Annotated in this window: 9 protein-coding genes; 8 read left to right on the forward strand and 1 reads right to left on the reverse strand. The window is 66.7% G+C overall.

What is annotated here, in order from left to right; genetic code table 11:
• Positions 1 to 147 precede the first annotated feature (147 nt).
• A complete protein-coding gene (locus FHR73_RS09390) occupies positions 148 to 630 on the forward strand; it encodes an LEA type 2 family protein (RefSeq protein WP_183630654.1) in 483 nt (160 codons plus the stop codon).
• Between the two features lies 1 nt (position 631).
• Positions 632 to 829, forward strand: a complete 198-nt coding sequence (locus FHR73_RS09395; protein WP_183630655.1) for an SEC-C metal-binding domain-containing protein — start codon at positions 632 to 634, stop codon at positions 827 to 829.
• A gap of 121 nt (positions 830 to 950) precedes the next feature.
• Here the strand turns inward: FHR73_RS09395 and FHR73_RS09400 are convergent, their stop codons facing one another.
• The gene (locus FHR73_RS09400) at positions 951 to 2,444 is read right to left on the reverse strand and encodes a RimK family protein (protein ID WP_183630657.1); all 1,494 of its coding nucleotides are present in this window, start codon (positions 2,442 to 2,444) and stop codon (positions 951 to 953) included.
• Positions 2,445 to 2,583: 139 nt separating this feature from the next.
• Here FHR73_RS09400 and FHR73_RS09405 point away from each other — a divergent pair, with 139 nt between their 5' ends.
• The 6 genes from FHR73_RS09405 to FHR73_RS09430 all read left to right on the forward strand — a co-directional run bounded on the left by FHR73_RS09405 (position 2,584) and on the right by FHR73_RS09430 (position 13,240).
• A complete protein-coding gene (locus tag FHR73_RS09405) occupies positions 2,584 to 3,678 on the forward strand; it encodes a GNAT family N-acetyltransferase/peptidase C39 family protein (RefSeq protein WP_183630659.1) in 1,095 nt (364 codons plus the stop codon).
• A gap of 66 nt (positions 3,679 to 3,744) precedes the next feature.
• Positions 3,745 to 4,647 carry an AraC family transcriptional regulator gene (locus FHR73_RS09410; protein ID WP_183630661.1) on the forward strand — a complete coding sequence of 301 codons (903 nt, stop codon included), beginning with the start codon at positions 3,745 to 3,747 and terminating at the stop codon, positions 4,645 to 4,647.
• 112 nt (positions 4,648 to 4,759) lie between these two features.
• The gene (yghU, locus tag FHR73_RS09415; protein WP_183630663.1) at positions 4,760 to 5,593 is read left to right on the forward strand and encodes a glutathione-dependent disulfide-bond oxidoreductase; all 834 of its coding nucleotides are present in this window, start codon (positions 4,760 to 4,762) and stop codon (positions 5,591 to 5,593) included.
• A 158-nt stretch (positions 5,594 to 5,751) separates the two neighbouring features.
• On the forward strand, positions 5,752 to 6,936 hold the full coding sequence (locus FHR73_RS09420; protein WP_183630665.1) for an MdtA/MuxA family multidrug efflux RND transporter periplasmic adaptor subunit: 1,185 nt from the start codon (positions 5,752 to 5,754) through the stop codon (positions 6,934 to 6,936).
• Positions 6,933 to 10,142: an efflux RND transporter permease subunit gene (locus tag FHR73_RS09425; RefSeq protein WP_183630667.1), complete on the forward strand. Its 3,210-nt coding sequence runs from the start codon at positions 6,933 to 6,935 to the stop codon at positions 10,140 to 10,142. Before FHR73_RS09420 ends, FHR73_RS09425 begins: the two co-directional genes overlap by 4 nt.
• On the forward strand, positions 10,139 to 13,240 hold the full coding sequence (locus FHR73_RS09430; protein WP_183630669.1) for an efflux RND transporter permease subunit: 3,102 nt from the start codon (positions 10,139 to 10,141) through the stop codon (positions 13,238 to 13,240). The genes FHR73_RS09425 and FHR73_RS09430 overlap by 4 nt, the downstream gene beginning before the upstream one ends.
• Positions 13,241 to 13,247 lie beyond the last annotated feature (7 nt).

A 13,247-nucleotide genomic window follows, 5' to 3' on the forward strand; every position in this document is an offset into this window, starting at 1 on the left:
AGAGCTGCAGGATGCAACGTCGCGCCGGAGGGGTCCAGTCCGCACGGTCGCCTGGCACCGGCGTTTTTTTGTTAGCCTGTGCCGAAGCGGCCCCGACTTGTGCAGCAATCGGTGCTTGTTAAACTGCGCAGAAAACGGGAGTGCCGCATGCTTCGCCAGGCCTTGTTCATTACCCTGCTCGGCGTCCTGCTGAGCAGCCTTGGCGGTTGTACCTACATCGGGCGCAACTATGAGGAGCCCCAGGTCGAACTGACCGGCGTGGAGCTGATCCGCGCACGGCTGTGGAGCCAGGACTTCGTGCTGCACTTCCGCGTCCAGAACCCCAACGACAGCACCCTGCCCGTGCGCAACCTGGCCTACACGGTCTACCTGAACGATCTGCTGCTGTCCCAGGGGACCGCCAACCTGCACTCGTCGGTGCCGGCCAATGGTCAGCGCAGCTTCTCGGTGCCAGTGCAGACTAATCTGTGGCGCTACGTGAAGGACGTCGGTCGCATGCTGGAAGACCCCAACCAGCCGATCAACTATCGGCTGCGCGGCCGAGTGAAGACCGGCTGGCTGTTCGGGCGCAGCGTCCATTTTTCTCGCCAGGGGCAGTTCGTGCCTGGCGCCTACATCCCGGAGTTATGAGATGAACCAGCACGTCCACGGTCCCGATTGCAATCACGACCATGACCACGATCACGGCCATACCCACCATGTGCATGGACCGCACTGCAACCATGGCCCGGCCCAGGAGCCGGTGCGCAATCCGCTGAAGGAAGTGGGTCGCAATGATCCCTGCCCGTGCGGCAGCGAGAAGAAATTCAAGAAGTGCCACGGCGCCTGATCCCTTCCCGGTAGGTTGGGCTGAGGCGGCTCTACCGTCGAAGCCCAACATAGCGGAGTCAGCCTGGACTGTTGGGCTTCGCTACGCGCAGCCCAACCTACTTCTGCGCGACCCTGGCGCGTTACCAGGGCTGTCCGCCGCGTTGCGACTCCAGCCGCCGGATGAATTCCTCCAGTACCAGGGCGTAGAGATCGTCCTTGAGCACCAGGTCCTCGACCCCGCAATCGATGTTGGGATTGTCGTTGACCTCGATCACCGCCAGCTTGTCGCCCGCCTGCTTGAGATCCACGCCATAGAGACCGTCGCCGATCAGGTTGGCGGTGCGGACCGCCAACTCGACCACCGCATGGGGTGCGTCCTGCACCGCCAGGGTGCGGAAATCGCCGCTGACCTCGGTGGCGCTGGCGCTGTGGTCGTAGATCTGCCAGTGGCCCTTGGACATGAAGTACTGGCAGGCGAAGATCGGCTCCTGGTTCAGCACGCCGATACGCCAGTCGTATTCGGTGTAGAAGAATTCCTGGGCCAGCAGCAGCACCGAGCGTTCGAAGAGTTCGGCGCTGGCCTTGCGCAGCTGGGCGGGGTCTTCGACCTTGATGACGCCGCGGGAAAAGGAGCCATCGGGAATTTTGAGCACCAGCGGAAAGCCCAGGCGCTCGCCAAGTCCTTCGAGTTGACCAGGATTGTCCTTGTAGAGGATCTCGGTCGCGGGCATGTCCAGCTTGTGGGCGCGCAGCAGGTCGGCCAGATAGACCTTGTTGGTGCATCTCAGAATCGAGCGTGGATCGTCCATCACCACCAGGCCTTCGCTTTCAGCCTTCTTGGCGAAGCGATAGGTATGGTGGTCGATGGCGGTGGTCTCGCGGATGAACAGGGCGTCGAATTCACCCAGCCGCGCGTAGTCCTTCTTTTCAATCAGCTCCACGTCCAGCCCCAGATGCTTGCCGACGCGCACGAAATTCTTTAGCGCCTTGGCATCGGAAGGCGGAAAGGCTTCCTTGGGGTCGTGCAGGATGGCCAGGTCGAAACGGTATTTCTCGCGGCGCCCCGGCTTGAGCCAGACGCGGCGACTGAAGCCGTCGAGGGCATTGGCGAAGAGGTCTTCCTGCTGTTCGTGCAGCTTGTGGATGCTGCCCAGCTTGAGGCCGCCGATGTGCCAGCCGGCGCGGTCGCGGCGGAATTCCACCAGCAGCAGCGGACAGGGAAAGGCCTCGAACACCTGACGCGCCAGGTCCTGCAGCGGCGCGATGTCGGTGTTGCCGAAATAGAGCGTGAGGGTGAAGCCGTCGGCGCTGCCATAGGGATGGCCAGCCAACGCCTTGGTCAGCAGTTTGTCCAGGTCCTCCAGCGCCAGGCCGTAGAGCGACTTGCGCGCCAGTTCGCTGATGGTGCGCACCGAGGGGATGACCTTGTGCCCGCGGGCTTCGGCGAGCAGCGAGCAGTAGTAGCCGTGGCCGAGGTACTTCTGGCTGCGGCAGAGATTGATCACCTGCACGCGTTTGCCGTTGTCCTGTTCGTTGGATTGCTCCAGGTATTCCTGGGCGGTGATGACGTCTTCGCTGGGATAGTAGGACGACCAGTCTTCCTTGCGTTCCACGACGATATACAGCTTGCTCACTGGACCTCCTGGTTGCGGGGCGTGGTCCCGGCGGAAACCCGGATGCCGCCGGACCACTCCAACTGTTGTAACGCGGGTGCTATTAACCGTTGCTTAACCATGCCAGGCTGCCCGCTCTGCTCCAGGAGAATCCTTCGCGATGAGTTTCATGCTCAGGCCCGCCGGGCTGGACGATCTGGCGGCGCTGGTCGATCTGGAAGCGCGCTGCTTCAGCTATGACCGCCTTTCCCGGCGCAATTTCCACTACATGCTCACCCGTGCGAACGCCGTGCTGATCCTGGCGGAAAATGACCGCCAGGTGGCAGGCTACGCCCTGGTGCTGTTCCACGAGAACACCTCGCTGGCGCGGCTCTATTCCATCGCCGTCGATCCCGAGGCGCGTGGCCATCGCCTGGGCCAGCGCTTGCTGGAGGCTGCCGAAGCCGAGGCGGTGGAGCGCGACTGCGCCTACCTGCGCCTGGAGGTCCGCCCGGACAACGCCGCCGCCATCGCCCTCTACGAGCGCAACGGCTACCTGCCCTTCGCCACGGTAGAGGACTACTACGAAGACCACAGCCAGGCGCTGCGCTTCGAGAAGCGCATCCGCCAGCCGCGCGAAGGCCAGGCCCGTCCGGTGCCCTTCTATCGCCAGACCACCGACTTCACCTGCGGACCGGCCAGCCTGCTGATGGCCATGGGCGCCCTGCAGCCCGGTCGCCCGCTGGAGCGCCGCGAGGAACTGCGGCTGTGGCGCGAAGCCACCACCATCTACATGACCGCCGGTCACGGCGGCTGCGGCCCCCACGGCCTGGCCCTGGCCGCGCTGCGCCGGGGCTTCAAGGTCACGCTGCAGGTCAATACCCGGGGCCCCCTGTTCCTCGATGGCGTGCGCAGCGAGGAGAAGAAGGAGGTCATGCGCCTGGTGCACGAGGACTTCAGCGCCGAGGTCAAGCAGTCGCCCATCGAGCGCCTCTACCGCACGCGCCTGGACATCGCCCACTGGGTCGACCAGGGCGCCTTCCCGCTGGTGCTGATCAGCTCCTTCCGGCTGACCAAGGCCAAGGGACCGCACTGGGTGCTGGTCACCGACTGCGATGAGGACTTCGTCTACCTGCACGATCCCGATGTCGACCACAGCCAGCATCGCCGTGAACTGGACTGCCAGCACATCCCGGTGTCCCACGCCGAGTTCGACAAGATGAGTCGCTTCGGCCGTGGCAAGCTGCGCGCGGCGGTGATCCTGCGCACGGGCTGAATCCGGGGTTGTACTGGACGTCGAACAGGGCCAGGATCAAGGCCGACAAGAACGACGGGGCGGTCCATGAGTCAGTCCGTGCGCAAGCGCAATCCCTCCTACGAATTGATGGAGGACCTGAGCGGTCACTCGGTGATCTATCGGGAGCATGGCTTTCCCTGTCCGCTGGTGCGCTGGCATTTCCACAAGGAATACGAGCTGCACCTGATCGTGGCCAGTTCGGGGACCGCCTTCATCGGCGACTACATCGGCAACTTCTATCCGGGCAGCCTGTTCCTCACCGGTCCGCATCTGCCGCACAACTGGATCAGCCGCGTCGCCGAGGGCGAGGTGGTGGCCAAGCGCGACATGCTGGTCAACTTCACCAACGAGACGGTGGACAACGCCACGGCGGTGTTTCCCGAACTCAGCGGCCTGGCGCCGCTGCTGGAACGCGCCCGCTACGGCATCGAATTCCAAGATCCGCAGCTGATCGCCCGCGCCCAGGCGTTGCTGCAACAGATCTCCGAGAGTGGCGGCGCCACCCGCCTCGGCCATTTCCTGGTGCTGATGGAGGCGCTGGCCACCTCGGAGCGCTACCAGCTGCTGTCCGGCAGCGTCGAGCCGGCCACCGCCAGCGAACAGGCGGTGGATCGCACCAACCGGGCGCTGAATTTCATCTTCGATCACTACCAGCGTGATTTCACCCAGGAAGAAGTGGCCGAGCACCTGGGCATGACACCGACCTATTTCTCGCGTTTCTTCCGCCAGGCCACGGGTCGCACCTTCGTCGAATTCGTCAACAGCCTGCGCATCAGTAAGGCCTGCGAGATGCTCTCCCACAGCAGCATGCCGGTCACCGACATCTGCTTCGAGGCCGGCTTCAACAACATCTCCAACTTCAATCGACGCTTCCACCAGCTCAAGGGCATGACCCCGCGCCAGTACCGCACCCTGACGGTACAGCGCCTGACCGAACAGAACGCCTGAGCGGCGATCCTGGATCCGGTTTGTTGCCAGCGTGAGCACCATTGAACAGACCTGGCGCAAAGTTCGGTTATGATCGAACTACCCATCCGTGCCGACCGAGGACAGAGCCATCATGAGCGAACCCTACACGCCCCCACGCGTCTGGACCCCCACCACCTCCGGCGGCAACTTCGCCAGCATCAACCGCCCCATCGCCGGGCCGACCCACGACAGGGAACTGCCGGTCGGTGAGCATCCCTTCCAGCTGTATTCGCTGGGCACGCCCAACGGCATGAAGGTGACCATTCTGTTGGAGGAATTGCTGGCGGCCGGACATGGCGACGCCGAATACGATGCCTGGCTGATCCGCATCAGCGAGGGCGAGCAATTCTCCAGCGGCTTCGTCGAGATCAATCCGAATTCCAAGATCCCGGCCCTGGTGGATCGCCGCGGCGCCGAGCCGCTGCGCGTCTTCGAGTCCGGCGCCATCCTGCTCTATCTCGCAGACAGCTTTGGCGCCTTCATCCCGAAGGATCACGCCGGTCGCACCGAGACGCTGAACTGGCTGTTCTGGCAGATGGGTTCGGCGCCCTTCCTGGGCGGCGGCTTCGGGCATTTCTATGCCTATGCGCCGGAAAAGCTCGAATACCCCATCAACCGCTACGCCATGGAAGCCAAGCGCCAACTCGATGTGCTCGACCGCCTGCTGGCCGAGCGTAGCTACGTGGCCGGCGAGGAGTACGGCATCGCCGACATCGCCATCTGGAGCTGGTACGGCAATCTGGTACTGGGCCAGCTGTACAACGCCGCGGAATTCCTCTCGGTGCAGGACTACACCCACGTGCAGCGCTGGGCCCAGGCCATCGCCGCCCGGCCGGCGGTGCAGCGCGGTCGGCGGGTAAATCGCACCTGGGGTGAGCCGGGCGAGCAACTGGCCGAGCGGCATTCGGCGGCCGATCTGGATTGACGCTCTATAGAAAGCAGCGGGGCCGTTGGGCTTCGCTGCGCTCAACCGCAACCTACGTGGACCGGGGTTGCAGCTCTCCCCGCAGTTGAACGCCCTTTCCATATTTCCTGCACATTTCCCCAGCAGCCTGACCGCTATATCAGTCAGGTCTGGCAGGCATGAGCAGGAAATCCCGCATTCTCGTCGTCGTTGTCTTGGTCGGTGCCGCCGTGGCGCTGGGGCTGGTGCTGCACGGGCGTTCGACCGATGCCGGTAGCGCCGCGCATGGCAGCCATGGCGGTCGGGCCTGGGGCGCGGCCGCCGGGCAAGGCCAGCCGATCACCGTGGCGGTGGGCCAGGCCGGGCATGCCGATGTGCCGGTCACCCTCACCGCCCTGGGCACCGTGGTGGCCAACGCCAGCGTTACGGTGACCACCCGGGTGGCCGGTCAGCTGGAGCAGGTGTTCTTCACCGAAGGTCAGCGGGTGAAGAAGGGCCAGCTCCTGGCGCAGATCGATCCGCGGCCCTACCAGGCCACCCTGGACCAGTATCGCGGTGACCTGGCGCAGAACCAGGCGCAGCTCAAGAGTGCCCAGCTGACCCTGGAGCGCTATCGCCGGCTGGTGGCCAAGGATTCGCTGGCCAAACAGGAGCTGGACACCCAGGTCGCCACCGTGGGCCAGTACCAGGGCGCGGTGCAGGCGGACCAGGCGCAGATCGCCGCCGCCCAGCTGAATCTGCAGTACGCCCGTATCACGGCGCCACTGGAGGGCTACGTCGGCCTGCGCCTGGTGGACCCGGGCAACTACCTGGCGGCCGGCGACACCACCGGCCTCGTCAGCATCACCCAGACCGATCCCATCGCCGTGACCTTCAGCCTGCCCCAGGCGACGCTCGCCAGCCTGCTGCCCAAGGTGCGCCAGGGCCGGACGCTGCCCGTCACCGCGCTGGGCCAGCTGGACAGCACGACGCTGGCCGAGGGCACGCTGAAGTTCATCAGCAACGAGATCGACACCAGCACCGGCAGCCTCAAGCTCAAGGCGCTGTTCGCCAACCCGGACGAGAAGCTCTATCCCAACCAGTTCGTCAACGTGCGCCTGCAGACCGACACCCTGAAGAACGCCGTGGTAGTTCCCGCCGCCGCGGTACAGCTGGGCAGCGACGGCAGCTTCGTCTATGTGGTGGGCGCCGATGACAAGGTGGAAAGACGCGGCGTGACCACCGGGCCGGCGCTGGGCGAGCGGCTGGCCATCACCCAGGGACTGGCGGGCGATGAGCGGGTGGTCATCCGCGGTATCGACCACCTGCGCGACGGCGCCCAGGTCCGCGTGGAAGGCGCGGCGGCGGCGGATGCCCGCCCATGAATCCGTCACGCCTGTTCATCCAGCGGCCGGTGGCCACGGTGCTACTGATGGTGGCGGTGCTGTTCGCCGGCCTCCTCGGCTATCGCCTGCTGCCGATCTCGGCGCTGCCGGAGGTCGACTATCCCATCATTCAGGTGACCACCCTCTATCCCGGCGCCAGCGCCAAGGTGCTGGCCACCGCCGTGACCGCGCCGCTGGAGCGCCAGCTGGGGCAGATGGCCGGCCTGGCGCAGCAGTACTCCACCAGCTCGGCCGGCGCCTCGGTCATTACCCTGAAATTCGATCTCAGCCTGTCGCTGGACGTCGCCGAACAGGAGGTGCAGGCCGCGATCAACGCCGCCAACAGCTATCTGCCGGACGACCTGCCCAATCCGCCCACCTACAAGAAGGTCAATCCCGCCGATGCCCCGGTGCTGACCCTGGCCGCCACCTCCGACAGCCTGCCGCTGACCCGGGTGCAGGACCTGGTCAACACTCGCCTGGCGCTGAAGCTGTCGCAGATCTCCGGGGTCGGCCTGGTGAGCCTGGCCGGCGGCCAGCAGCCGGCGGTGCGCATCGACGTCAACCCCAAGGCCCTGGCCGCCCACGGCCTGACCCTGGAAGACGTCTACACGGTGGTCAACGCCGCCAACGTCAACGGCTCCAAGGGCGGCTTCGACGGCCCGGACCACTCCATCACCATCGACGCCAACGACCAGCTGCGCAGCGCCGCCGAGTACGGCGAGCTGGTGCTCAGCTACGCGCAGGGCGCCGCCCTGCGGCTCAAGGACGTGGCCACCGTCGAGGAGGCGCCGGAAAACGCCTACCTGGCCGCCACGGCCAACGGCCGGCCGGCCATCGTCATCAACATCCAGCGCCAGCCGGGGGCCAATGTCATCGGCGTGGTCGACGCCATCCAGGCGCAACTGCCCAAGCTGCGCGCGGCCCTGCCCGACAACGTCCAGCTGACGGTGCTGGCCGATCGCACCCAGACCATCCGCGCCTCGCTTTCCGACGTGCAATTCGAATTGCTGCTGTCCATCGCCCTGGTGGTGATGGTGACCTTTCTGTTCCTGCGCAACGTCACCGCCACCCTGATCCCGAGCCTGGCGGTGCCGCTGTCGCTGGTGGGCACCTTCGGGATCATGTATCTGGCGGGCTTTTCGCTGAACAACCTGACGCTGATGGCCCTGACCATCGCCACCGGTTTCGTCATCGACGACGCCATCGTGGTGGTGGAGAACATCGCCCGCCACCTGGAAGAGGGCGAGCCGCCGCTGCAGGCGGCGCTGCGCGGTTCGCGGGAGATCGGCTTCACCATCATCTCGCTGACCTTCTCGCTGATCGCCGTGCTGATCCCGCTACTGTTCATGGGCGACGTGGTGGGTCGGCTGTTCCGCGAATTCGCCATCACCCTGGCGGTGGCCATCCTGGTCTCCATGTTCGTTTCCCTGACGCTCACGCCGATGCTCTGCGGCCGGCTGCTTCAGCATGTGCCGCCGGAGCGCCAGAGCCGCTTCGCGCGCTGGGGCGAGCGGCAATTCGAACGCCTGGTAGCGGGTTACGACCGCACCCTGAGCGTGGTGTTGGATCATCAGCGGCTGACCCTGGTGGTAGCCGTGGCCACCGTGGCGCTGACCGCCCTGCTCTATCTGCTGGTGCCCAAGGGCTTCTTTCCCAGCGAAGACACTGGACTGATCGTCGGTTTCACCCGTGCCTCCCAGGATGTCTCCTTCGACGCCATGGCCCGCCGCCAGCAGGCGCTGGTGCAAAGGGTGCTGGCCGATCCGGCGGTGGCCACGGTGACCTCGACCCTCGGCGTCGACGGCAGCAATGCCACCCTCAACCAGGGCCGCCTGCAGATCCAGCTCAAGCCCTTCGACGAACGCAGCGAGCGGGCGCCGGCCATTATCCAGCGCCTCAGGCAGGCCGCCGCAGGCGTTGCCGGCATTCGCCTGGACCTGGTGGCCAACCAGGAGCTGACGGTGGACGACCAGCTCACGCCCAGCCAGTACCAGTTCACCCTCGACGATGCCGACGGCACCCGGCTGGCCGCCCTGCTGCCGCGGCTGATGCCGCGTCTGCAGGCACGGCCGGAGCTGCGCGACGTGCTCGACGACTTGGAAGACCAGGGCCTCACCGCCCAGGTGGAACTGGACCGCGCCGCCGCCGCGCGCTTCGGCATCACCGCCGCCGACGTGGACACCGCGCTCTACAACGCCTTCGGCCAGCGGCTGATCTCCACCATCTTCACCCAGGCCAACCAGTACCGGGTGGTGCTGCAGGTACCCGGTGCCTTCCGGCAGACCCCGGCGGCCTTCGGCGACATCTATCTGGCGCCGGCGACCACCGCCACGGCCAGCGGCACCAGCACCAGCAGCACAAGCAGTAGCAGTAGCAGTAGCAGTAGCAGTAGCAGTAGCAGTAGCAGTAGCAGCAGTACGACAACTACCGGCAGCAGCCCCAAGGGCCTGGTACGCCTCACCGACATCGCCCGTATCGAGCAGCGCCCCGGCGCCCTGGCGCTGACGCGCCTGGGGCAATTCCCGGCGGTGACGCTGTCCTTCAACTTGGCCGACGGCTATTCCCTGGAGCAAGCGCAACAGGCCATCGCCCAGTGCCTGAGCGAGGCCCAGGCACCGAGCAGCGTCACCCTGAGGTACCAGGGCGCGGCCCAGGCCTTCCAGCAGGCGGCCGGCAACACCCTGTGGCTGATCCTGGCCGCGGTAGTGGTGATGTACATCGTGCTGGGGGTGCTCTACGAGAGCTTCATCCACCCGGTGACCATCCTCTCCACACTGCCCTCGGCGGCCATCGGCGCCCTGCTGCTGTTGTTGCTGACCGGCACCGAGTTCTCCCTGATCGCCCTGATCGGGGTGGTGCTGCTGATCGGCATCGTCAAGAAGAACGCAATCATGATGGTGGACTTCGCCCTGGAGGGGCGCCAGCAACTGCACCTGGCGCCGCGGGCGGCCATCCACCGCGCCTGCCTGCTGCGCCTGAGACCCATCCTGATGACCACCCTGGCCGCCCTGCTCGGCGCCCTGCCGCTGATGTTCGCCAGCGGCTCCGGCGCCGAGCTGCGCCGGCCGCTGGGGCTGGTGATCGTCGGCGGGCTGCTGGTCAGCCAGGTGCTGACGCTCTACACCACGCCGGTGATCTACCTGGTCTTCGATAGCCTCGGCGAGCGGCTGGGACGGCGTTGGCAGCGGAGCGGCGGACGATGAATCCCATCCGCCTGTTCGTGCTCAAGCCGATCGCCACCCTGTTGCTGAGTCTGGCGGTGCTGCTGCTCGGCCTGCTCGGCTACGCCCGCTTGCCGGTGGCGCCGCTGCCCAAGGTGGACTTCCCCACCATCGTGGTAAGCGCCAGCCTGCCCGGCGCCAGTCCCGAGACCATGGCCGCCACCGTGGCCACGCCGCTGGAGCGCAGTCTCGGCCAGATCGCCGGAGTCACCGAGCTGACCTCCAGCAGCAGTCAGGGCTCCACCACCCTGATCCTGCAATTCGACCTGTCGCGCAACATCGACGGCGCCGCCCGTGACGTCCAAGCCGGCATCAACGCCGCCCGCAGCCTGCTGCCCAGCGGCATGCCCAGCCTGCCTACCTATCGCAAGGCCAATCCCACGGAATCGCCGATCCTGATGCTGGCGCTCACCTCCAAGACGCGCAGCCCCGGCGAACTCTACGACCTGGCGTCGAGCATCCTGCAGCAGAAGATCGCCCAGGTGCAGGGCGTCGGCCAGGTGTCGATCCGCGGTAGCTCCTTGCCGGCGATCCGCATCGACCTGCAGCCCCAGCAACTGGCCCATGCCGGCATCGCCCTGGACAGCGTGCGCACGGCCATCGCCAATGCCACCACCCATGGCGCCAAGGGCGTGCTGCACGCCGAGGGCCAGACCTGGTCCATCGAGAGCAACGGCCAGCTGGAGCAGGCGGCGGACTATGCGCAGCTGATCGTCGGCTACCAGCAGGGCGCCGCGGTACGCCTGAGCGACGTGGCGCGGGTCTACGCCACCGTCGAGGACGTCTACGTCAGCGGCTCGCTGAACGGCCAGCCCTCGGTGACCCTGGGCGTCACCCGCCAGGCCGGCGCCAACATGCTGCAGACCCTGGACGCCATCAAGGCCCAGCTGCCGGTGCTGCAGGCGCTGGTGCCGGGCGACGTGGACCTGGTCCCGGTGATCGACCGCTCCGCCAGCATCCGCGCCTCGCTGCACTCAACCGAAGAGACCCTGCTGGTGGCGGTGGTGCTGGTGATCGCGGTGGTATTCGTCTTCCTGCGCGACCTGCGGGCTACCCTGGTACCGGCCGTGGCCTTGCCGCTGTCGCTGATCGGCACCTGCGCGGTCATGTACCTGCTCGATTACAGCCTGGACAACCTGTCGCTGATGGCGCTGATCATCGCCACCGGCTTCGTGGTGGACGACGCCATCGTGGGGCTGGAGAACGTCACCCGCCACCGCGAGCTGGGCCGCGGGCCGCTGCGCGCGGCCTTGATCGGCGGTCGCGAGGTGGCCTTCACCGTGCTGTCCATGACACTGTCGCTGATCGCCGTGTTCATTCCGCTGCTGCTCATGGGCGGCATCGTCGGCCGGCTGTTTCGCGAATTCGCCGTGACCCTCAGCGTGGCCCTGGTCATCTCCATGCTGCTGTCGCTGACCCTCACCCCCATGCTCTGCGCGCGGGTGCTGCGCGAGCGGTCACCCACGGCGCCGGTGCCGGCGCTCTATCGGTGGATCGAGCAGGGCCTCGCGCGCCTGCAAGGCGGCTATCTGCGCGGCCTGGACTGGGTCCTGCGGCACCCGCTGCTGACCCTGGCGAGCCTGGCGCTCACGGTGGTGCTCAACGTCTACCTCTATGTGGTGGTGCCCAAGGGCTTCTTTCCGGACCAGGACACCGGGGTGGTGCTCGGCGCCATCCGCGCCGACCAGAGCATCTCCTACCAGGCCCTGGCGCCCTATGTGAAGGAAATCGCCGCCCAGTTGCGTCGCGATCCGGACGTGGCCGCAGTGATAGCTTCCACCGGCGGCGGCATGTTCGGCTCGCGCAACTCGGCGCAATTCTTCATCCGCCTCAAGGACTATGGCGAGCGCAAGGACAGCGCCCAGCAGATCGCCAATCGCCTCAGCCAGCTCGGCAGCCGCCACGCCGGCATCCAGCTGTTCCTCATGCCGGCCCAGGACCTGCGGGTCGGGGGGCGTAGCGCCAACGCCACCTATCAATTCAGCCTGCAGGCCGACGACCTCGAGGCATTGCGCAGCTGGACGCCCAAGGTGGAAGCCGCCTTCAAGACCCTGCCGGAACTCACCGGGGTGGATTCCGATGCGCAGAACGGCGGCCAGGAAGCCCGTCTGGAGATCGACCGCGCCGCGGCCATCCGCCTGGGGGTGACCGTCAAGGAACTCGATACCTTCCTGGACAACGCCTTCAGCCAGCGCCAGGTCGCCACCCTCTATCGCACCCTCAACCAGTATCACGTGGTGCTGGGGCTGGCGCCGGCCTACACCCAGCACCCCGAGGTGCTCAAGCAGCTGTACGTGGTGACCGGCAGCGGCGCCCAGGTCCCGCTCGCCGCCTTCGCCCGCTTCACCGGCGGCAACGCGCCCCTGGCGGTGGCGCACCAGGGCCAGATGGCCACCAGTACCCTGGCCTTCAACCTGGCCGACGGTGTCTCCCTGGAGCAGGCCCAGGCGGCGATCCAGGCGGCGCTGGTCAAGGTCGGCCTGCCGCGGGAGATCCAGTCCGGCTTCCAGGGCACCGCCCAGGCCTTCGCTACCCTCGTCGCGCAGATTCCCTGGCTGGTGGCCGCGGCCCTGGCGGCCATCTACCTGGTGCTGGGCATGCTCTACGAGAGCTACATCCATCCGCTGACCATTCTTTCCACCCTGCCCTCGGCCGGGGTCGGCGCCCTGTTGCTGCTGCTGGCCACCGGCACCCAGCTGACCCTCATCGCCCTGATCGGCATCCTGCTGCTGATCGGCATCGTCAAGAAGAACGCCATCCTGCTGGTGGACTTCGCCCTGGTGGCCGAGCGCGACCGCGGCCTCTCGCCCGAGGCCGCCATCCGCGAGGCCTGCCGGCTGAGATTCCGGCCGATCCTGATGACCACCCTGGCCGCCTTCTTCGGCGCCCTGCCGCTGGCGCTGGGCAGCGGCGGCGACGACGCCCTGCGCCAGCCCCTGGGCCTGACCATCGTTGGCGGCCTGGCGCTGAGCCAGGTACTGACCCTCTTCACCACCCCGGTGGTGTTCCTCTGTCTCGACCGCCTGAGCCGCGCCAGCCGCCGGTTCTGGCGTCAGCATCTGCGCCGCGCCGCGGCCTGAAGGTAAC

Source organism: Pseudomonas sp. AS2.8, assembly GCF_014190935.1.
In the GTDB taxonomy this organism is placed as follows: Bacteria; Pseudomonadota; Gammaproteobacteria; order Pseudomonadales; family Pseudomonadaceae; genus Chryseomonas.